This is a genomic window from Rummeliibacillus sp. GQ308, assembly GCF_059759115.1.
This window is the reverse complement of sequence record NZ_JCAXDQ010000007.1, coordinates 29379-50933: the sequence shown is the minus strand read 5'-3', so window position 1 is coordinate 50933 and position 21555 is coordinate 29379. Positions and strand designations below refer to the sequence as shown.

The following is a 21555-nucleotide window of genomic DNA, read 5'->3' as shown; positions in this document are numbered from 1 at the left end:
GTTCGTTTGTTTTAGCGAACTTTCATATAATATCATTTCTGTATCGACTTGTCAACAACTTTCAAAAGTTTTTTTATTTGAAGTTTGCTAACTTGGTAAGTCGCTATCAGCAACTTTTATATAATAACAACTTCTAGAAGGTATGTCAACACATAATTCAATTATTGTTTTATACAAAACTGCTTCTATTATAATCGCCTCATCACACACACTAATTTCTCTTCCAATATCAATGAAGTCGTAATAACAGATGCTACACCTTTGAGTAGTTAATAAGAGTATCTTCTATAAATAAGAACTAATTAGATCCCCGTACACCCTCGTTGCCATCAAAAGCCAACTATTGTAAAATTAAATGTAGGTTTTGTAGCACATTTCTGCTTAACCTATAAACTATTTCTATATTTATATCAGTCAACCGGTTTCTTTTAGGCTAATGGGAAATCGGTTTTTATATTTCTCACCAAAGGAGTGTTCTAATGATAAAAAGACTCGTCATTACTGGTTACAAGGCACACGAACTTGGCATCTTTGACGATAAGCATGCTGGGATTCCTATAATCAAGCAAGCTATCAAAGAGAGGTTGGTACCATTAATTGAAGAAGGTCTTGAGTGGATAATAATGACCGGTGCGCTAGGAGTAGAAACATGGGCCGCGGAAATTGTGATGGACCTTCAATTAGAATATCCCGAACTGAAATATGCCATTATGACACCTTTTTTGGATCAAGAGAAGAGATGGAATGAAGCAAAGCAAGAGAAATACGAAATGATACTCTCTCTCGCTGATTACACCACAAGTCTAACGAATCGTCCTTATGAAGCACCTTGGCAGTTTGTTGAGAGCAATAAATTTCTTATTCAGCATTCGGATGGCATTTTAATCGTATACGATGAAGAAAATGAAGGCTCGCCAAAGTATATAAAAAAACTTGCCGCGCAGTATGCCGACAAGTTTGACTATGAAATTCTTTTAATAAATGCATATGACCTGCAATTAATCGCTGAGGAAGAACAAATGAAAAAGTGGGAAATGTAAATGCCCCTCCTCAACATTTTCTAGATGTTGAAGAAGGGCACCGTTTTATTCTTTAAATTCCTCCTTCATTAATAGAAGGAAACTGATTTGTACTAATGAACCTGACCATAACTCTTATTTTTCGGAAGCTCTTTGCCTTTAGTTGAAACGGCTTCTCTTTTCATTGAACTATCCAAAGAACTTGATTTTACCTTTTCACTACGGCCCCAAGGAAGCATATTAAAGACTATATTCATTGCAATTGCTGTTACACTTCCTGCCACTATGCCATTACTTGTTAATATACGTACACTTTCAGGTAAGATGTCAAAAATTTGGGGAACTACAGTCACGCCAAGCCCCATTCCTACCGCGCATGCAACGATCATAGGGTTACCTTCTGTTTCACCAATAACAGAGCCTAACATTTTAATACCTTGTGAAACCACCATGCCAAACATAGCAATCATAGCCCCACCAAGCACAGCAGTTGGAATAATTGTCGTTAATGCCGCAATTTTAGGTAAGAATCCTAATGTTACAAGAAAGATACCAGTAATAAAGATAACTGCACGATTTTTAACGCCAGTCAATTGCATAAGGCCTACATTCTGTGAAAAAGCGGTATATGGGAATGAGTTAAAGATTCCACCGATAATAGAAGCTAAGCCCTCTGAACGATATCCTCTTGCAAGTGCTTTATCATCAATTGGCGTATTAGTCATATCACTTAATGCAAAATAAGAACCTGTTGATTCAACCAAAGATACTAGAGCCACCAGCGTCATAGTAATAATAGGTACAACGTGAAACTCTGGTGTTGCGAAGTAAAATGGCGTTACGATTTGGCCCCATGCTGCTTCTTTTACAGGAGTAAAGTCAACTTTACCCATAAAACCTGCCGCAATTGTGCCAAGTACTAGGCCGATCAGTATCGCAATCGAACGAAAGAATCCATTTGTGAATCGGTATAACAAGATAATCGCAAGAAGCGTGCCAAACGCAAGTGTAATGTTAGAAGCAGATCCGAAATCAGCTGCTCCTTGTCCACCGCCCGCATTGTTGATAGCTACTGGAATTAATGTAATTCCGATGATTGTTACAACACTACCTGTCACAACCGGAGGGAAGAATTTAACCAGTTTACCAAAGAAACCTGAAATCAAAACAATAATTAAGCCTGAAGTGATGACCGCACCATAAATTGAACCAAGGCCATATTTGTCGCCAATGCCAATAATAGGTGTAACGGCTGTAAACGTACACCCGAGCACTAAAGGAAGGCCAATACCAAATACTTTGCCTCGTGCAACTTGCAATAATGTAGCAATCCCACACATCATGATATCAATCGAAACTAAGTACGTTAGTTGTGTTGTATTAAACTTTAACGCCCCACCAATTATAAGCGGCACTAATATAGCACCTGCATACATCGCCAATAAGTGTTGAATGCCCAGTGTTGCAAGTTTTGCTTTGTTCATTCTTTGCCGCCTCCTAAGAAAATTGGATTTCTTTGTTTTCTAATGATGAAACAATTGCCAGTGAATCCACTCGATATCCTTTGTCGCGTAAAACCTGACCACCTTGTTGGAATCCCTTTTCGATAACAATACCGAGACCGCTAATAGTTGCCCCTGCTTGTTCGATAAGATGAATTAAGCCTTTAGCTGCTTCGCCATTAGCTAAAAAATCATCAATGACAAGTACTACATCATCTTCTGTTAAGTAATCTTTTGACACTGTCAGCGTGCTAGTTACTTTCTTAGTGAATGAATATACTTCAGTTGTATATAGGTTATCAATCAACGTCACCGATTTGCTTTTACGTGCAAAGACTACAGGCACTTCTAATAGAAGGCCAGCCATCACAGCTGGTGCTATGCCGGATGATTCGATTGTTAATATTTTTGTAATTCCTTCATTTTTATAAAGCTCCGCGAATTCTTGACCAATTTTTTTCATCAATTGTGGATCAATCTGATGATTTAAGAAAGAATCTACTTTTAAAACTCCCTCTGATATTACTTTCCCTTCGTTTACGATTTTATCCTGAAGTGCTTTCAACACGAGGAACTCCCTTCTTTTCATTAGCACTTCTGCTTTTTTACGTACAAAAAAGCCGAAGAACTAATACATCCAATCATCTACGAGTGGAGCAAAGTCCTTCGACTTATTGTCGAAAGTAATAGCAAATAGAATGTAATGAACAAACTATTTACTAGATTGCTTCTCATAGTCAGATCATTTACGGTAATCTGGTAGAAACTTGCAGGCCATATCCCTGCTATTATATGAGTGAATGTTATGTAATTTTGATTATCTTTATTATAGCATGTAAAACGTAAAATTCAATATAAATTCTCTTTGTAAGTGTTGGTAAATAACCCAAAACCGAATAAACAGATTAATTATTCTGATAGAAACATTTAAAAAGCGAACATTATGTAAAACGAAACGGCTCAATTCACAACAAAAAAGCTAATCTACCAACGTTGATAGATTAGCCTTCAAGATTTAAATTATTGTACTTGGCGTTTCGTTGTCAGATCTGCCTCTTCTAGACGTACAACCTTTGTTTTGCATTTCAGTTTATGGCCAAACCAGATAATAAGGAAGATTGGCAAGCCAATATAGGATACTAGGATGCCATACCAATCAATATGGTCGCCTGTAAACGCTGTGTAGTTTTGTCCTAAGATAACAATCGCACAAAGGACAAAGGCAAAAATCGGACCAAACGGGAAAAATTTAGAGCGATAAGGCAACTCTGAGAGATCACGGCCCTGTGCCACAAATGCTTTTCGGAAACGATAATGGCTGGTCGCTATACCAAGCCATGCAATGAAACCGCACATACCAGAAGCGTTTAAAAGCCAGATATACACTGTTCCAGATCCAAAAAATGATGCCAAAAAGGATAAACAAGCCACTGCTACTGTTAAAACAAGTGCTGCAACAGGAACACCTCGGTTGTTTAGCTTTTTGAAAATCTTCGGTGCATTACCTTCCACTGCTAATTCACGTAATGTACGAGATGCTGCATATAACCCTGAGTTGCCGGCTGAAAGAATCGCCGTAAGAATAACTGCGTTCATCACAGAAGCAGCAAAGGCAATGCCTGCATTTTCAAATATTAATGTAAAAGGACTTACTGCCACGTCATCGCTATTTGCTAAACGTGCATCCGTATAAGGAATTAATAAGCCAATCGCTAAGATAGCTAAAACATAAAACAATAGAATTCGCCAAAAGACCGAGCGCACAGCCTGTGGGATTGTTTTTTCAGGATTTTCCGTTTCACCAGCTGTAATCCCAAGCAATTCTGTCCCTTGGAAGGAGAAGCCTGCAGCTAAGAAAATGCCTAATGTAGCAAAAAATCCACCATGGAAAGGCGCGTCGCCTTTAAAGAAATTAGTAAATCCGACCGGAGCATGTCCGCCGAGAATACCAAAAATCATTAAGAAACTAATGATGATAAATATAATAATTGTTGCCACTTTAATAAGCGCAAACCAATATTCGCTTTCGCCAAAACTTTTCACTGACAAAAAGTTTAAAGTAAAGATAATTATAAGAAATGCAGCGCTCCAAATAAATGAAGGTGTATGTGGGAACCAATATTTCATAACAATCGCTACAGCTGAAATTTCAGCTGCAATCGTTACTGCCCAGTTGTACCAATAATTCCAACCAAGCGCGAATCCTAATGAAGGATCAACAAATTTGGAAGCATACGTGCTGAATGATCCTGATACAGGCATATAAGCGGCCATTTCCCCTAAACTTGTCATAAGGAAAAATACCATTACACCAATTAGTCCATAAGCTAACAATGCTCCTCCGGGACCCGCTGCTGCAACCGAGTTGCCGCTTGCTAGAAGTAGGCCTGTACCGATTGTACCGCCAAGTGAAATCATGGAAATATGGCGGCTTTTTAAGCTGCGTTTCAGTTTCTGTTGTGTATTTGAATGAGAATCATGTTTAATGTTTGTTCGTATTCCTGCATTTGTATGTGTTTCTACTCTATTCATAACTCTCCTCTTTCCGTTTTTCATTGCAAGAAAAGGTCGAGCTGAAGGTATTCTTCGCAGCTGTCTATAACAGCTAAAATTTAAATAAAAAAGCCATCACATATATAACTGAGATGGCGTCCGAATTCCCCATCAACCTTGATCAAGATAGCTCAACACGCCGACATTGGCGTGACAGTTCTGCACCTTTCGATAGCAGCCCCAGCACTAGCAATAAAAAGCTTGCTTGTACTTCGGCAATATTCCCTTTTTAATCGAGTCCTAAACGCTTTCTCGCCTCGTCGATTATACTCATGAATACCGCGACCTCTACCTCATCTATTGGATGAGGCATGCAATATATAGTTTTAAGTTACCTACATTGTAATATATTAAGCACATGACTACAAGGGTAAATAGAAAATTACTATATTTTAGAAAGAAGGGGACATGTTTTGTAAAACAAATATTGATAAAGCAAAATGATTCCTGTACGTTTTTAATATCTATTAAAAATTCAAAAGGAGGATTTCCTTTGGCTTCAGAACAAGCTACGAACCGAAACAAGAAGCTGTCATGGGACAAAAAAACATGGCTTTTAGTGCTCGGTATTATCTTTATCGCCACAACTTTGCGATCCCCTCTCACTGCTGTTGGCCCTATCATTGCAGATATTAAAGAAGGGCTCACTATATCAAATGTGTGGGCGGGATTGATTACAACTATCCCCTTGCTTGCATTTGCAGTTATTTCACCATTTGTCCCTAAAATTTCACAGCGTGTTGGATTTGAAAGAACATTGTTATCAGCCTTAATACTTTTGGCTATAGGTATCTTAATGCGTTCAGCGGGCAGTATCTTTTTCTTATTCTTTGGAACGATTATCATCGGAGTTGCTATTTCATTTGGCAATGTCCTCTTGCCTGCTCTTATTAAATTAAAGTTTCCTCTTCAAGTAGGATTATTAACAGCACTTTATTCTGTTTCCATGAACCTATCCGCCAGTATAGCAGCGGGCGTGAGCAATCCAATAGCAGAAACAACAATCGGATGGAAGGGAGCTCTTGCCTGTTGGGGTATTCTGGCCATTCTCGCTATCATAGTATGGTTACCGCAGCTGCAGAATCATGTGAAGGTGACAAACAACAATGAACCTTCTCAACGCACTAAACCTATGTGGAAGTATCCTCTTACTTGGGCTATCACCTTCACGATGGGGCTACAATCCCTGTTGTTTTATACGACGGCTACTTGGATTCCAGGGCTGCTTGAAACCCAAGGCATGAGCCCGAGCAAAGCGGGATGGATGTTTTCTATTCTACAGATAGCACAATTGCCAATGACTTTTTTAACCCCGATTCTTGCAGGTAAAAAAGCTGACCAAAGACCGCTCGTTGCATTATTGTCACTGTTTTACTTTGCAGGCTTCGCAGGTATATTTATGAATTGGACAGAGCTTACATTGTTATGGATGTTAATGATTGGATTCGCTGGAGGGGCATCCTTTAGTCTTTCTATGATGCTTTTCTCTCTTCGTTCACGCAACGCTCAAGAAGCAGCTGAACTTTCAGGCACCGCACAATCCATCGGGTATTTGCTCGCTGCAGTAGGACCTGTACTATATGGTTTTATCCATGATAGCTTTAATAGTTGGCATGCTGCGAACAGCTTATATCTTATTGTCACAGTCCTTTTGTTCGTCTTTGCATTCATTTCTGCTAAAGACCGATTTGTAACGAAAGAACAATAGCAAAAGCGCCATTAGCTTGTAGCTAATGAGCGCTTTTTCATTCTTATTCTTCTCTGCTTTATCTGTCTCCCACCCCTTTGAAAGGTGATGGCCGATACATATAAGATGGAGTGTTCTTTTTATTTTTATACGGTTTATGGAAGATATGCGTTAAAGCCGGCGATAGAGGCGGAATAAGCCAAGTCCAATTGCCTGTCACATCTCTATTTTCCGCTTCTTCGTTCATTTCAAAACGTTTAAATTGCTGTGCTGCAGTGTGATGATCCACAATGCTGACACCATCTTCCCGGAAGGAATACAAAACGGCTTCATTTAATTCAATTAGTGCACGATCTTGCCACAAGTTTGTGTTTGATCGCATATCTAAACCCATCTTCTTCGCAATGAAAGGAAGCTGATTATAACGATTTTCGTCTGCAAGATTTCTTGCACCAATTTCCGTTCCCATATACCAACCGTTAAAAGGAGTAGCAGTATAGACGACTCCCCCTATCTCAAGAGGCATACTTGAAATGATAGGAACTGCATACCACTTTAAATGCAACTCAGAAAACCAGCTATATTCCGGATGCCTGATTTCCACTTCATTTATGTATATAGAAGGAATCTCAAAGAACTTAGGTGGCTGATTATCAACTTGAATAACTAAAGGCAACACGTCAAATTGCCCTCCCTTCCCTTTCCATCCAAGTTTTAAGCACTCATTTGTAAAAGCAACCGAATCCGCATCACCCACAATGGTTTGATCTTCACATTCATAACCCGCATAGCGTATCAATTGATGATTCCAAATATGGACACGGCCAGGCTCAAAAATTGTGATAACAGGCTTGATTTTCCCATTATTGAAGGCATATTCAATATGATTGATCAATTTTTGAAAAATAGTTTCTTCTTCTAATACACCCCGTTCATCCTTCACCTGAAGGGTTTTCCAAAACAATCTACCTATACACTTATTGCTGTTCCTCCAAGCTACCTGAGCACCGTAGCTTAATTCTTCAGGAGTATGCTTATAACTTCCATTTTCCTCTAATTCTTGACGTACCTCTTTCAAACGATGATCTAATTGCTCATCCGGCAAATGATTCTCTTTATAATATAAAGTCAAAAAAGCGACTGCTTCATCTATTATGGCCATTATGTCCTCCTCGACCTGTCATTACCCCTATGATAAATCAAAAAAATCAGTGAAAAAATATGTAGATTATATATTCATTTATAAAGAATTGGAGAAATAGCATCAGCTTATTCAATGTTGGTAAAAGGAATAGATTTGGTTATGTATTCATAGCGTATAGTAATAGATATATATTTTCATTTATACCTATCCATAGCCTCCCAATGATAATAGTAATTATTATAAATAAGTTGTTAATACAGTTAATATAATAAAAGAAGTCAAATAAAATATGTTTTCCAAACCATTTAAATTACATCTAAACTGTATTACTGGCAACGTTTAACGTTGAATTATCAACTTTTATTTCCCACAATTTACGGAAGCAAATTAATTGACAAACACCGTATTATTTATATTCTATTCTTTAAGATATAAATTCCTTAAAAATAATTATTATAATTTACATTTAGCTATGACTCTGTTATAGTTATTTTCGAAGAGATAATTCTATAGATTTAAGGGGGAATTATGAATGGCAAACGACCAAAATAAAAAATTAACAACTGCGGCTGGTGCACCTGTCGTAAGCAATACAAATTCAATGACAGCAGGCAAACGTGGTCCAGTTCTATTGCAAGATGTTTATTTAATTGAAAAACTAGCAAACTTTAACCGTGAAGTGATTCCTGAACGTCGTATGCACGCAAAAGGATCAGGTGCATTCGGAACATTTACTGTAACGCACGATATTACAAAATATACAAAAGCGGCTATCTTCTCTGAAATTGGCAAGAAAACAGACATGTTCGCTCGATTCTCAACAGTAGCCGGCGAACGTGGTGCTGCTGATGCAGAACGTGACATCCGTGGTTTTGCATTAAAATTCTACACAGAACAAGGTAACTGGGACTTAGTCGGAAATAATACACCTGTATTCTTCTTCCGTGATGCCATGCATTTCCCTGATTTAAACCATGCTGTTAAACGCGACCCTCGTACAAATATGCGTTCCGCGAATAACAACTGGGACTTCTGGACAAATCTTCCCGAAGCATTACACCAAATCACATATGTAATGGGCGACCGTGGAATTCCTACTGACTACCGCCATATGCATGGTTTTGGTTCTCATACGTATTCAATGATTAACGCTAATAATGAGCGCGTGTATGTTAAATTCCACTTTGAAACACAACAAGGAATTAAAAACTACACTGACCAAGAAGCAGCAGAAGTAGTTGCAAATGACCGTGAGTCTTCACAACGTGATTTATACGAAGCAATCGAACGCGGCGAATTCCCTAAATGGAAAATGTCTATCCAAGTGATGACAGATGAACAAGCGCGTAACCACCGCGACAATCCATTCGATTTAACAAAAGTATGGTATAAATCTGAATACCCACTAATTCCAGTAGGAGAATTTGAATTAAATCGCAATGCAGAAAACTACTTTGCTGATGTAGAACAAGCTGCATTCCAACCATCAAATGTAGTGCCTGGTATTAGCTTCTCACCAGACCGCATGTTGCAAGCTCGTTTATTCTCCTATGCAGATGCACAACGCTACCGCCTAGGTGTGAATAATTTCCAAATTCCAGTAAACGCACCAAAATGCCCAGTGCATAACTTCCATCGCGATGGCGCTATGCGTGTTGACGGCAACTTAGGTAGCACACTTCACTATGAGCCAAATAGCTATGGTGAATGGAAAGAACAACCTGAATTCAAAAACCCAGCTGAAGAAGCAGGTCCAGCAGATATTTATGATTTCCGCGAAGATGACTCTAACTACTTCGAACAACCAGGAAAATTATTTAATATCATGACTGCTGAAGAACAACAACGCTTATTTGAAAATACAGCTCGCAATATGGAAGGCGTGGAAGACTTCATTAAAGAACGCCACATTATCCACTGCTATAAAGCAGACCCTGCTTATGGTGCAGGCGTTGCAAAAGCAATGGGCATCGATATCAATAACATTGATGTCAACAAAGAAATTCAATATCACTAATCTAAACAACTCGACAACATATCCAAAAAAGCTGTATCACTCCTCTGAGTGATACAGCTTTTTTAACACTTTCATATATGTAGTTATCCCTTTCGAGAAAAAAGTTTTAATCTTGGCTGCCATTTATTACGATTTGTGAATGTAGGAAAGAAACAGCCAATGGAGAATAAATAAGGTTGACGAAAATAACAAAGGATAACTTGATTAACAAATTAATTCAATAAAATAAATAGCAATATGACAACCATGAGATTCTACTATCTTTAAGGGAACAAATAAAAGAAAGTAAGAACTTCTTATCGCATTGTTTTAAAATTGAATTTTATTTAATTAGAGTTTCAGCTAGAAAACTCGCTTTTCCAGCTCCAATGATAATTAGAATACCTAATCCTACATTTAATAGGTGTTTTAAATTCATTTTCTTCATTGTTATATCCCCCTTATTCCTTTATATTTTCTTTCTGATAAGAAATGTAAATAGACTTAGATACAATAAGACCTTTTCTCTATTTTTTATCTCATCATAGATATTATATACTTAATTTATCAAAAAACTTAAAATTGTCATATAGTAAAATATAAAGGGGCAAGTGAGAAAAATGAATTACTTAGGATATGTTTTCAGGGATATTAGATTAAGCAAAAACTATTCATTAAAAGAAGTATCTAAAGGAATTATCAGTGTATCTTTTCTATCAAAATTTGAACGTGGAAATTCAGATATCTCTTTATCAAAGTTCTCCTTATTGCTCGATAGATTAAATTTAACTTTAGAAGAATTTATGTTTATTTCGAACGACTATAAACCGACTCACCTGGAAAACATATTGAATAACATTAAACGTGCATATGAAAATAATGATCTAGCGTTATTGCTCAAGATAGAAGAAGAAGAACATGGAAAGTGGTTAAAGTATAATATAACCAGTTACCTATATAATTCAATTATGATCAAAGCATTAGCACATAATTTAGATCCAACCATCATCTTTCAGAAAGATGATTTAATTAATATAAGTGACTACCTGTTTAGTGTAGATAATTGGGGATTTTACGAAATCATGCTGTTTGGCAATACAATGCATATATTAAATAAAGATTTAGTGATAACACTTTCTAAAGAGTTAACCCAAAAAACGGAAGTTTATAAAAATATAAAGAAATTTAACGAAGAAGTTATTAAGGTACTATTAAACACTATAGTCTTTTGCGTAGAAGCAAATAAGGGGAAAGAAACGCATCAGTTCATACAATATGTTGAGAAAATCTCCGAAGGCACAGATTTTTACTTTGAAAAAACAAAGCTAATGTTTTTAAAAGGAATCTATAACATCGCTTCTGGCAATCAAACAATCGGTACCGAAATGGCACAAAATGCTATTCAAACTATGCGTTTTTTAGGTGATATCAATTTAGCTAACAATCATGAATTATACTTAGAGGAAAAACTGGCCGTTATTAAATAAAATCCCTCAGCTATTAATGAATTGGTTTTACCAAACGTATTTATGATCGGGCTATTACATATTAAAAAGGCACCCCGCTTTTACTAATGCAAAAGTGAGGTGTCTTATTTATTCGGCTCTAGCCTAAAATTCATGCGTGATGACGACCAATCGGAACGATAAGTGGCGTATTAGATACTGGATCGTTAATAACTTGGCAATCCAACTGAAAGGTTTCTTTAATTAAATCTGCCGTTATAATTTCAGTAGGCGCCCCCTCTGCAATGAGTTGGCCATTTTTTACTGTGAACAAATAATCTGCATAGCGTGCAGACAAGTTAATATCATGCAGCACCATCACAATCGTCGTTCCATACTTTTTATTTAAATCTGTTAATAAATCTAATATCTCTACTTGGTATGTAATATCCAAATATGTCGTTGGCTCATCTAAAAATAAAATGTCAGTTTGCTGTGCCAATGCCATCGCAATCCAAACACGCTGTCTTTGTCCACCTGATAATTCATCGATATTTCGATCAGCAAATTCGGTAATGTTCATCATTTCTAATGCTTCTGCTACAGCTTCATAATCCTTTTTCGACCAGCCCTTCATGACGCTTTGATGAGGAAAGCGACCACGACCAACAAGATCTGCTACTGTAATGCCTTCCGGTACGATCGGTGACTGAGGAAGCAGTCCTAATACTTTCGCTAATTGTTTTGGTGCCATTTTATGAATGGATTTACCATCTAATAGCACATCTCCACCCGTTGGCTTAATTAAACGTGCCATTGTTTTTAGAAGTGTTGATTTCCCACACCCGTTAGCCCCAATAATGATGCTAATTTGATTACTCGGAATCGATAAGTTGACGTCGTTTAAAATGGTTTTATTATCATATCCTGATTGAATATTCTTCGTTTCAAATGTATGAGTTGTCATTAAATATCTCCCTTTCGATTAATACGAATTAGCAAGTAAATTAAATATGGTGCACCAATAATCCCTGTAATAACACCTACCGGAAAACGGGTTTCAAAGGCAAACTGACCAATTAGATCTCCGCCTAAGACTAAAATAACCCCAATTAAACCTGCTGGAAGAATATTTGAAAACCCAACCCCAACAAGACGTTGGGCAATAGGCCCTGCTAAAAAGGCGACGAACGCAATGGGGCCTGTTGTGGCTGTAGCTAAAGCGATAATTAATACCGCACTAATCATTAAGATGACGCGCGTTTTATTTGTATTGACGCCTAAAGAGGTCGCCGCTTGTTCACCTAGTTCTAGCATTTCAAGTTGTTTCGCAAAATAAATAAGCACCGGTGTCACAAATACGACTGCAATGATTAACGGATATGTCATCTCTAACTCTGCCCCGTTTAAACTCCCGCTTAACCAGCGCAAAGCGTTTGATAAGTCATTCGTTTTACCAATTAGCATTAAATACGAAATTACCGCGTTTAACATTGCTTGAATACCGATACCAATCAAAATTAATCGGCCAATAGCAAAAGAGGTTCCTCTCGATAATCCATAAATAATCCCAACTGTGACGAGCCCTCCGATAACTGCAGCCAGTGAAACAACCGTACTACTTGTATGTAGCACGATAATACAAAAAACTGCTGCCGCACTAGAGCCTGTTGTAATCCCTATAACATTGGGATTTGCTAATGGATTACGCAGCATCGTTTGGAAAATGTAGCCTCCAGCACCAAAAGCAAAACCTGCGAATAAACCTGCTACAGTACGTGGCAAACGAATTTCATTAATGGCGAAAGAAGCACCTGGTATTGTCTCACCAAGCAAAACGTGGATGACATCTGTTACAGGATAAATGGTATTTCCGAGCATCATCATCGTACAGCACAAACCAATGGTAATAATCGCTAAGATAATCGTAACACTAACATACCGATTTCGACGTTTTCTTCTTGCTTTTATAATTGTATTCAGAGTCTCATTCATCATATTGTACGCATTTTCGCTTTCAATGTAATTAATATTAAGATTGGCGCACCAATAAAGGCTGTTAATATTCCTACTTCTAATTCGCCTGGACTACCTAGGAAGCGTCCACATACGTCTGAAATCAATAAAATGATTGCTCCAGCTAATGCTGCTAAAGGAATAAGGAAACGTACATCCGGTCCTACTACTAACCGTACTAAATGGGTAGCGAGTAAACCAATAAAGCCTATTGGACCAGCTAAAGCCGTCGCTGCCCCACAAAGTAAAACTCCAGCAAAAGCCGCTAACATACGAATAACACCTGTGCGAACACCTAAGCCTGTCGCTACTTCGTCACCGAGAGCTAATGCATTCAAGCCAGGGGCTACTATAATGGCAATAAACAAACCGACAATGAAGAAGGGAATAAAGATATGCACTGAATCCCAATTGGCAGCGCCTACACTCCCTACTTGCCAAAAGCGAAATTGATCCATGACATTCGTACGTGGGATTAAAATAGCTGTTACGAGTGAAGACAAAATAGCTGTCGTCGCCGCTCCCGCCAATATCAGTTTTAAAGGTGTAGCACCACTTGCGCCCATCGAGCCAATGCCAAAGACAAAAACAGCTGTCAACATTGCACCGATAATAGCTAACCATATGTATCCACTTGGTGATTGAATGCTTAAAAAAGCAATGCCACAAACGACAAATAAGGATGCACCTGTATTAACACCTAAAATACTTGGATCAGCAATAGGATTACGTGTGACAGATTGCATCAGTGCCCCAGATACACCGAGAGCTGCCCCACAAATCAAACCAAAAATCGTCCTTGCGATACGTTGTCGCACAACGCTTGCCTCATGACCTTCTACAGAAGGATGAAATAAGCCATCTATAAGCCCTTCTAGACCGATCGTACGAGAACCAAACGCAAGGGACATTAAAATACTAACAATGAGCAAAATAAGCAAAAGAGCTACTACTTTTGCTAAATGCTTTGGTAGTAACCTTTGCTTATGTCCTTTTTCAATAATGTTTCCCATTACTATTTAATGTTTTTTGCCACTTCTGAGATTTTAGATAGATAGTCATCAATTGTATATTTAATTGATAATGGGCTTGGTGTGCCAGCTGCTGCTAAAGGTGTATTATCTTCAATTACTACAACATTACCTTTTTTAATGGCTGGAACTTTACCTAGAATAGGATCTTTTTGAAGTGTTTTTAATGTTGTACTATTACCGTATATAACTAGTAATTCTGTATCATTCAATACATCCGCATTTTCAGCACTTAATTCAAGATAGAAGCTCTTATTGTCTTTCATTTGTTTTTTCAAGCCTTCAGGATACTCCATCCCTACTTCTTCTAACATCTCACCACGTGGATCTGATGGTGTGTAAATGTAGAATTTTGATAAATCAGTTGTATTGAACATACCAAAAGCTGCTTTTTTACCTTTAATATCCGGATATTTTGCAGCAGTATCAGCAATTAACTTTTCAGTATCTTTAACTAATTGTTCGCCTTCTTTTTTCATTCCCATACCCATTGAATCGTATTTCACTTGATCGCGCCATGAAGTTACCCATGGTTGATCTTTATAAGCGACTACAGGAGCAATTTCGCTTAGTTTATTATACTCTTCTTTTGTAATACCTGAGTATGCAGCTAAAATCACATCTGGTTTAGAATCAGCGATTGCTTCGTAATCTAAACCATCTGTATCTTGATAAACGTTCGGGCTCTTAGCACCTAGCTCGTCCAATTTTTCTTTTGTCCAAGGTAAGATTCCTGTTTTGTTATCCTTAATACCGTAATTGGCTGCTGAAAAACCAACAGGTACAACACCTAATGCTAATGCGACATCATGGTTTGCCCATGCAATCGTTGCAACACGTTTAGGCTTTTTATCAATTGTTGTTGTTCCGAATGCATGTTGAATTTTAATCGGATAACCACTACCTGCTGATTCAGTCTTTTTATCACTCGATGTTTTATCTTTAGAAGAATCACCTGAACAAGCGGCTAATGCAAGTACTAAAACGGACATAATTGCGAATAGCATCACTTTTGTTATTTTTTTCATTAGTTACACTCCTATTTATAATTGATAATGAGAATCTTTATCACTACTAAAATATAACTTTCAATTTCTAAATTGTCAATAAAAAATGGGTAGGATCATTTTAAAAAACCCCTTTATAAAATAAAAATCACCGATAAGCAAATTTATTTTTGCTTTTATAAATGATAAGGATTATCATTATCACTATACAAGTACGGATTAAACGAGTAGGAGTGTACAACATGGATTTATATGATGTAACAATTGTCGGTGGTGGCCCTGCAGGTTTATATAGCGCCTTTTATAGTGGTATGCGTGATTTAAAAACGAAAATCATTGAATTCCATCCTCAGCTTGGCGGGAAAGTGAATATTTTTTTAGAAAAGATGCTTTGGGATGTTGGCGGGCAACAACCAATCCAAGGTGAGGCCTTCTTAAAAAATTTAATTCAACAAGCAATGACTTTCGAGCCAACTGTATGTCTGAATTCCAAAGTGAAATGGATTGAAAAGAAAGATGACATCTTTACAATCATGACAGACTCAGGAGAAGTACATTATTCAAAAACAGTCATTATTGCGATTGGCGGTGGAATATTCCAACCGATTAAATTAGAGATTGATGGTGCCGAAAAATATGAAATGACTAATCTGCACTATACCATTAATGGCATGGAGCGCTTTCGCAACAAAGAATTATTAATCTCTGGTGGGGGAAATGCTGCTATCGACTGGGCTTGCGAATTACTCCCTATCGCTAAAAAATTGACGGTTATTTATCGGAGTAATGATTTAAAGGCTCATGAATCACAGATAAAAAAATTAAAAGATCATGGCGTTGATATTTTACTTAATACTGAAATTCAAACATTAAATGCGAATGCACAAAAGACTGCCATCGAAACAGTTGATATTATGAATAATGGGAAAATCCAAACTATTATGATGGACGATATATTAATTTGCCATGGCTATAATCATGAAGTTTCACTTGATTTCGAGAATAAGATTGCTCCAAAACGTAATGATAATCAGCTATTTGAAAGCATCGGTCAATGCAAAACAACGACACCGGGAATTTTTGCTGTGGGCGATATTGTTTCCTACGACGATAAAGTGTATTTGCTCGTTGGTACGTTCAATGATGCGGTACTAGCTGTCAATAGCGTTAAAAAATATATCGAGCCTGAAGCTAACAGCTATGCAATGGTTTCTTCTCACAATGAAAAATTCCATGAGAAAAATCAGCAGTTATTAGCTGAAATGCATATATAAAAATTTTAAGGAGTTCCATTACAATATGGCAACTCCTTATTTAAATTATCTCGTACTTCCACTACGAACAACATTCACATTTACCTTTGTTTCTATTTTAATATCTTTATAAATACCCTTCCATTTACCCTCTCTCCATAACTGTGGATGATAGGCTCTAATATCCTCTCCAATTCCAACTACATCGGAAGATGCATCCTGACTTTTTTTAAACATCCTAGCTATGTCTTTTTCTACTCTACCTTTTATAAACTTTTCTAATTGTTGTCTTACATTTTTTCGATCTAAGTGGTCTGGTGGGTATTCTGTTATGAAGACTGGCATATCAATTTCATACTGAATTTTTATGTTATTTCCATCCTTTAACACCTTCTTTTTTTTCTTAAAATTGATGATATTAAACGCAACCTGTGCCTTTTTATCATCTTTATCCCACATATAAGCTAATTCAACAAAATTTGCTTTCCTATATCCTAGTAATGTTGCAAAGATAGATTCCCTTAGAGTAAGATGTTCACCCGTATATTTTTTTCCATTAAATAAAGCCATTCCTTCTCCTTCAGGAAGTCCTTTATCTTCACTAGTATTTAAATAAGGTAAGCCAAGATCTCTCCCCTCGCTAAACATAAGGTTAGCAGCAATCTCCAAATTTGTTTTAGGATATATTGTAGCGTCCTCGAAAGCAGTAATCAAATCAAAATAGTACTCACCGATTTCTTTAGACATAGTATCTTTTATTTCCAGGAACTTTTTTGCAGAGCCCTTAGTTATAACAACTTTAGCATTCATTGGACTCTGAGCAGATCGATAATAAACATCCATTAGAGCATATAAATCCTTTTTTGCACTTTCTTCATTAACTAATATAGTAGTCAGTTCAGCTACGTCCATTGTTTGTTCGGTTTTCTTATTGGCATCAATTCTTGATTCTCTCATTGTTTTGCCAATGCCTTCTAGCACTATATATTTAGTAGGGTCACTATTTGAACTAGGATATGCGTAGTGGCCCCTTATATCTCCCACATGCCCATCTATTCCTACAACAGAGATCACAGAGAGATCTTTATACATCCTTTGATCCCAACACCCGCTAAGAAATAAAGAACTGATAAGGAGAAAAACAATTATTTTTTTCACTTAGTTTTCCTCCTATTAAAAACAATATTGTAGAATGTACTTTAACTAGAAAAAGTGAAGTAATAGTTAATCCATTAAGGATGGATTATAAAATTTACATCTTCTTTTTTTCAGGATCAAAACTACTTGGTTGCACATTTGACTTCGTATGTTTTCCTCGAAATAAAATTTGCCCCATTCTATTAGGTGTGAAGGGAACAAGCGGAAAAAAGTAAGGGGACTTCAAAGAATTTAAGTTACATAAATGTATATTTAAAAGCAATAGTCCAATCACTATACCAAAGAAGCCAAAAAATGCTGCGGCAAACATAAATGGAAAACGCAATACACGTACCGATGTATTTAACTCTACCGACGGTACAACATAACTAGAAATCGCTGTTAGTGCTACTACGATTACTACCATATTGGATACTAAACCTGCATTAATAATGACATCTCCAACAACTAAACCGCCGACAATGCCAATAGTCTGGACTAAAGACTTTGGTAACCGAACACTAGCCTCTCGTATGAGCTCAATAATAATTTCAACAATTAATGCCTCAATTAGCGGTATATAAGGGATTTCGCTAATATCTAGCTTTAGTTTCTTACTTAATTCAATTGGAAGAACTTCATAATGAAAGCTAACTATTGCTATATAAAAAGCAGGCAAATAAACAGCTGTAAGGAAACTAACGACCCGAACCATTCTATAAAAGGATCCCACAATTACACGACTATTGTAGTCATCCGGTGATTGATAAAATGAAAATAAAGTGACGGGTGTGATAAAAGCAGTTGGTGAATAATCCGTCATAATAACTATCTTTCCTTCAGTCAGGTTAGCGAATACTCTGTCTGGTCTTTCTGTATTCATAATTTGGGGAAATGGTGAATAGGGGGAATCCTCAATGAAGTCATTCAATTGTCCCGATGAATATAATCCATCTGCTTGATCTTTCATACCTTGGAGCTTTCGCTCTAAATCTGCAAGGTTATCCTGATTTGCAAAACGTGCTAAATAAAAATAATAAATGTCTGCTTTGTTATCTATTCCAACGGTTATTTTTTTTACAATTAAATCAGGAACTCTCATTCTTTTTCGAACAAGCCCCAAATTCACGTCCACATCTTCAATGAACCCCTCATGAGCTCCGCGTAAAATAGCTTCATTCGTTGGTTCGTCCGGAATACGATGGGGTAAATTTGGCATGGTAAAGCTAACCATTTGCTGAGAATTCAACAGTAATAATACCGCGTATCCTTGGCATACATATTCAACTAACTTTTCCAAATCATAGCTTTCTTTTTGGGTGGCTGTCGTTGAATCCCAGTCTTTTTCATTAAATATTGTTTGCATCTTCAATACATTGACAATGTCTTGGACGTCTTTTGCATTGGCCATTGAACTGTAGTAGCAAAGAATAGCATATTGATCTTTTGGGAACGATATCTCTCTTGCTACAAAATCAACCGAATTATAAAAAGTAGCTTTTAATTTCTCAACCATCGATTCTAGCTGGAGCATTTCATTCCTCCATTAATATTCTTTTGATGAGTTTGAAAACAACTCTCTACCAAATACTTCTCTTTTCAGTATGGAACATAAAATTATATTTCAAACCAAATAACTCATCTTGAGGATCAGAATATGTAGGAAAACGCATAATAAAAAAAGCTCCCGTTTATGGGGAGCTTTTTTATTAAATTCTGAATTACTGTTAAACAATTCTCCTCTTAATCTTGTCGAAGTGCTTGAATAACATCAATTTTAGTTGCCTTTCGAGCTGGGCGCCAGCCACTCAGAATTGCTACCCCAATGCTAATTGCAGATGCAATTAGTACCAATTCCCATGGTATTGTTGAAAAGCGAATACCTAACTCGCCAATACCACTTTCAGGCATAACAGCTTCTAAAATCTTTGGTAAAAGAAGATTGGAGGCAAAACTAATTATATAAGATATCAAAATGGCAAGCACCGTCCCTAAGATCCCTATATAGGCACTTTCCATCACAAACAATCGCTGAACTAGCCTTGGTCCCGCTCCAATAGCTTTCATTACACCGATTTCTCTTATACGTTCGGTTACAGCCATTGTCATCGTATTATATATTCCAATGGAAGCAATCAATACTGCAATTGTTCCGACAAAAATAAGACCTATTTTTAAGGCTAAGAAAAACACGTTGAGTTGATCTAATTGCTCTGTGACAGAGTAAACAGATAAGTGCATAGATTTAAGTTTTTTAAGAATACCTTTTACCGCTTCAAGATCTGTAGCATAGACTGCATGGCTTACGTAATAGAAGTCTTTTTCTTTCAACTTCTGATCAGCCACCTTATTATAATCACGGAGAACGATTGGCTTCATTGCTTCATCCATTTGGATAGTTGAATCTGTTAACCATTCTTTCACTGGCTTTTCGCCAATACCTACTACTTTATAGTTACGTGTTTTGGTTTTTTTGTCATCCTCTGTTTGGAATGCAACTGTAATTTCTTTTCCTAACAGTGATTGTTGTAGCCCTCTCTTATTTTCCTTTTCTTTTGTGGTGTCATCTTCTTTTTCCATCGCTTTTAATTCTTGTTTCGTTAATAAATTTTGCCCTAAGTTGTACCCTACAATAACTTCATTCTTTTTTGAAGGATATGTACCTTGAGACAATTTTAATTTTGCTTTCTTGGCTTGTTCAAAATTACTGAAGCTAATCTCGCTGTTGCCACTCCTGTTCTCAAACTTTACAGTAGGAAATGCAGAGGCTTGGATATTTGATTTATTCACAATTGCTTGTACATTAGGTATGCTCCTAATCGCTTTTTCATCTAACTTTTCTTCATCATTTGAATACACTTCAATTTTTGTAACAGCGCTATCGGATAGAATCTCTTCCTTCATGGTTCCCTGTAAACCAAAAGCAATCGAAGCGAGTACAATCAAAAATGCACAGCCCATTGTAGTTGCTAATACGGTTGTAAAAATGCGCATCCGGTTTTTCTTGACATGCTGCCTAACAAAATCTATTTGGTCTTTAAATAGCAACGGTCTCTACCTCCTTTAATACTCCGTCGTGCATGCGGAATGTTCTATTGGCAATCGTAGCCACTTCTTCGTCATGAGTAATAATGACAAAGGTGATGCCCATTTGTACGTTTAATTGTTTAATTAGCTGTAAAATTTCTTGTTCCGTCTCTGAGTCAAGGCTGCCTGTAGGTTCGTCCGCGAGTATAATCGGTGGATTTGTCACCAGGGCACGCGCTATACAAACTCTTTGCTGTTGACCACCTGAAAGTTCATTTGGATAGTGGTCTGCTACTTTTTCTAGCTCTACCTTCTGTAAAATTTCTTGTACATGTTGCTTTCTTGATTGCTTAGGAACTCCTTTGATTTTGAGTGGAAGCTCTATATTCTCCTTAGCCGTCAATCCTGGCATCAGCTGAAAGTTTTGAAAGATGAATCCTGTATTCACCATACGGAATTTTGCGTGTTCCGCTTCGGTAAAATTGGTTGTTTCCTTTCCATTCATATGAATAGAGCCTGTTTCTGGTTTTAAAAAACCTGCTATGACATTTAATAATGTGGATTTCCCTGAGCCACTTTTGCCCACAATAGAGATGATCTCTCCATCATTAATATTAAATGAGATATCCTTTAATACAGGAACCCCTCTTTCATTTCCTTTCTTTCCAATTTTAAAAGTGTGACTAATATGCTGTAATTGAATCAAAATCGCGTCCTCCCTATCCTTTCACTCTATTT

17 protein-coding genes and 2 riboswitches are annotated in these 21555 nt (G+C 37.0%); of the genes, 5 read left to right on the top strand and 12 right to left on the bottom strand.

Features of this window, described 5'->3' with window-relative positions; genetic code table 11:
- Positions 1-479: 479 nt before the first annotated feature.
- Positions 480-1040, top strand: coding sequence for an SLOG family protein (locus tag AC6CHJ_RS16165; RefSeq protein WP_147198227.1), 561 nt, complete (start codon positions 480-482; stop codon positions 1038-1040).
- A gap of 92 nt (positions 1041-1132) precedes the next feature.
- Here AC6CHJ_RS16165 and AC6CHJ_RS16160 read toward each other — a convergent pair whose 3' ends face one another.
- The 3 genes from AC6CHJ_RS16160 to AC6CHJ_RS16150 form a co-directional block, all read right to left on the bottom strand.
- Positions 1133-2503, bottom strand: coding sequence for a nucleobase:cation symporter-2 family protein (locus tag AC6CHJ_RS16160; protein ID WP_249775175.1), 1371 nt, complete (start codon positions 2501-2503; stop codon positions 1133-1135).
- Positions 2504-2516: 13 nt separating this feature from the next.
- A complete protein-coding gene (locus AC6CHJ_RS16155) occupies positions 2517-3110 on the bottom strand; it encodes a xanthine phosphoribosyltransferase (protein ID WP_498289336.1) in 594 nt (197 codons plus the stop codon).
- A 125-nt stretch (positions 3111-3235) separates the two neighbouring features.
- A riboswitch (purine riboswitch) is annotated at positions 3236-3337 on the bottom strand.
- Between the two features lie 204 nt (positions 3338-3541).
- Positions 3542-5053: an amino acid permease gene (locus AC6CHJ_RS16150; protein WP_147198223.1), complete on the bottom strand. Its 1512-nt coding sequence runs from the start codon at positions 5051-5053 to the stop codon at positions 3542-3544.
- A 140-nt stretch (positions 5054-5193) separates the two neighbouring features.
- Positions 5194-5373, bottom strand: a riboswitch (Lysine riboswitch).
- Positions 5374-5567: 194 nt separating this feature from the next.
- On the opposite strand from AC6CHJ_RS16150, the gene AC6CHJ_RS16145 reads away from it, so the two are divergent.
- On the top strand, positions 5568-6782 hold the full coding sequence (locus tag AC6CHJ_RS16145) for a CynX/NimT family MFS transporter (RefSeq protein ID WP_498289334.1): 1215 nt from the start codon (positions 5568-5570) through the stop codon (positions 6780-6782).
- A gap of 58 nt (positions 6783-6840) precedes the next feature.
- Here the strand turns inward: AC6CHJ_RS16145 and AC6CHJ_RS16140 are convergent, their stop codons facing one another.
- Positions 6841-7923 carry a nitric oxide synthase oxygenase gene (locus tag AC6CHJ_RS16140; protein WP_498289332.1) on the bottom strand — a complete coding sequence of 361 codons (1083 nt, stop codon included), beginning with the start codon at positions 7921-7923 and terminating at the stop codon, positions 6841-6843.
- A 514-nt stretch (positions 7924-8437) separates the two neighbouring features.
- On the opposite strand from AC6CHJ_RS16140, the gene AC6CHJ_RS16135 reads away from it, so the two are divergent.
- Together AC6CHJ_RS16135 and AC6CHJ_RS16130 are read left to right on the top strand one after the other, a co-directional pair.
- A complete protein-coding gene (locus AC6CHJ_RS16135) occupies positions 8438-9922 on the top strand; it encodes a catalase (RefSeq protein WP_147198217.1) in 1485 nt (494 codons plus the stop codon).
- A gap of 599 nt (positions 9923-10521) precedes the next feature.
- Positions 10522-11388 carry a helix-turn-helix domain-containing protein gene (locus tag AC6CHJ_RS16130; RefSeq protein ID WP_392997367.1) on the top strand — a complete coding sequence of 289 codons (867 nt, stop codon included), beginning with the start codon at positions 10522-10524 and terminating at the stop codon, positions 11386-11388.
- A gap of 130 nt (positions 11389-11518) precedes the next feature.
- Here AC6CHJ_RS16130 and AC6CHJ_RS16125 read toward each other — a convergent pair whose 3' ends face one another.
- Genes AC6CHJ_RS16125 through AC6CHJ_RS16110 form a run of 4 tightly spaced genes read right to left on the bottom strand, consistent with a single transcriptional unit; the run spans position 11519 to position 15421 of the window.
- Entirely contained in the window at positions 11519-12313 is a 795-nt protein-coding gene (locus AC6CHJ_RS16125) for an ABC transporter ATP-binding protein (protein ID WP_066791407.1), read from the bottom strand.
- Complete coding sequence (locus tag AC6CHJ_RS16120; RefSeq protein WP_392997363.1) at positions 12313-13344, bottom strand: FecCD family ABC transporter permease; 1032 nt, start codon at positions 13342-13344, stop codon at positions 12313-12315. The genes AC6CHJ_RS16125 and AC6CHJ_RS16120 overlap by 1 nt, the downstream gene beginning before the upstream one ends.
- On the bottom strand, positions 13341-14375 hold the full coding sequence (locus AC6CHJ_RS16115; RefSeq protein ID WP_498289330.1) for a FecCD family ABC transporter permease: 1035 nt from the start codon (positions 14373-14375) through the stop codon (positions 13341-13343). The genes AC6CHJ_RS16120 and AC6CHJ_RS16115 overlap by 4 nt, the downstream gene beginning before the upstream one ends.
- 2 nt (positions 14376-14377) lie before the next feature.
- Positions 14378-15421, bottom strand: a complete 1044-nt coding sequence (locus AC6CHJ_RS16110) for an iron-siderophore ABC transporter substrate-binding protein (protein ID WP_147198210.1) — start codon at positions 15419-15421, stop codon at positions 14378-14380.
- A gap of 221 nt (positions 15422-15642) precedes the next feature.
- On the opposite strand from AC6CHJ_RS16110, the gene AC6CHJ_RS16105 reads away from it, so the two are divergent.
- Positions 15643-16674: an NAD(P)/FAD-dependent oxidoreductase gene (locus tag AC6CHJ_RS16105; RefSeq protein ID WP_498289328.1), complete on the top strand. Its 1032-nt coding sequence runs from the start codon at positions 15643-15645 to the stop codon at positions 16672-16674.
- A gap of 45 nt (positions 16675-16719) precedes the next feature.
- Here AC6CHJ_RS16105 and AC6CHJ_RS16100 read toward each other — a convergent pair whose 3' ends face one another.
- The 4 genes from AC6CHJ_RS16100 to AC6CHJ_RS16085 form a co-directional block, all read right to left on the bottom strand.
- The gene (locus AC6CHJ_RS16100) at positions 16720-17811 is read right to left on the bottom strand and encodes a Ger(x)C family spore germination protein (RefSeq protein ID WP_446739545.1); all 1092 of its coding nucleotides are present in this window, start codon (positions 17809-17811) and stop codon (positions 16720-16722) included.
- 94 nt (positions 17812-17905) lie between these two features.
- Entirely contained in the window at positions 17906-19324 is a 1419-nt protein-coding gene (locus tag AC6CHJ_RS16095; RefSeq protein WP_498289326.1) for a spore germination protein, read from the bottom strand.
- 209 nt (positions 19325-19533) lie between these two features.
- On the bottom strand, positions 19534-20838 hold the full coding sequence (locus tag AC6CHJ_RS16090) for an ABC transporter permease (RefSeq protein WP_147198204.1): 1305 nt from the start codon (positions 20836-20838) through the stop codon (positions 19534-19536).
- Positions 20828-21523, bottom strand: a complete 696-nt coding sequence (locus AC6CHJ_RS16085) for an ABC transporter ATP-binding protein (RefSeq protein WP_147198202.1) — start codon at positions 21521-21523, stop codon at positions 20828-20830. The genes AC6CHJ_RS16090 and AC6CHJ_RS16085 overlap by 11 nt, the downstream gene beginning before the upstream one ends.
- Positions 21524-21555: the final 32 nt, after the last annotated feature.

What these genes read in the sequence shown, in the direction of transcription:
- AC6CHJ_RS16165 (WP_147198227.1), top strand. Translation starts at nt 480, where the DNA reads ATGATAAAAAGACTCGTCATTACTGGTTACAAGGCACACGAACTTGGC.
- AC6CHJ_RS16160 (WP_249775175.1), bottom strand. Translation starts at nt 2,503, where the DNA reads ATGAACAAAGCAAAACTTGCAACACTGGGCATTCAACACTTATTGGCG.
- AC6CHJ_RS16155 (WP_498289336.1), bottom strand. Translation starts at nt 3,110, where the DNA reads ATGAAAAGAAGGGAGTTCCTCGTGTTGAAAGCACTTCAGGATAAAATC.
- AC6CHJ_RS16150 (WP_147198223.1), bottom strand. Translation starts at nt 5,053, where the DNA reads ATGAATAGAGTAGAAACACATACAAATGCAGGAATACGAACAAACATT.
- AC6CHJ_RS16140 (WP_498289332.1), bottom strand. Translation starts at nt 7,923, where the DNA reads ATGGCCATAATAGATGAAGCAGTCGCTTTTTTGACTTTATATTATAAA.
- AC6CHJ_RS16135 (WP_147198217.1), top strand. Translation starts at nt 8,438, where the DNA reads ATGGCAAACGACCAAAATAAAAAATTAACAACTGCGGCTGGTGCACCT.
- AC6CHJ_RS16130 (WP_392997367.1), top strand. Translation starts at nt 10,522, where the DNA reads ATGAATTACTTAGGATATGTTTTCAGGGATATTAGATTAAGCAAAAAC.
- AC6CHJ_RS16125 (WP_066791407.1), bottom strand. Translation starts at nt 12,313, where the DNA reads ATGACAACTCATACATTTGAAACGAAGAATATTCAATCAGGATATGAT.
- AC6CHJ_RS16120 (WP_392997363.1), bottom strand. Translation starts at nt 13,344, where the DNA reads ATGATGAATGAGACTCTGAATACAATTATAAAAGCAAGAAGAAAACGT.
- AC6CHJ_RS16115 (WP_498289330.1), bottom strand. Translation starts at nt 14,375, where the DNA reads ATGGGAAACATTATTGAAAAAGGACATAAGCAAAGGTTACTACCAAAG.
- AC6CHJ_RS16110 (WP_147198210.1), bottom strand. Translation starts at nt 15,421, where the DNA reads ATGAAAAAAATAACAAAAGTGATGCTATTCGCAATTATGTCCGTTTTA.
- AC6CHJ_RS16105 (WP_498289328.1), top strand. Translation starts at nt 15,643, where the DNA reads ATGGATTTATATGATGTAACAATTGTCGGTGGTGGCCCTGCAGGTTTA.
- AC6CHJ_RS16095 (WP_498289326.1), bottom strand. Translation starts at nt 19,324, where the DNA reads ATGCTCCAGCTAGAATCGATGGTTGAGAAATTAAAAGCTACTTTTTAT.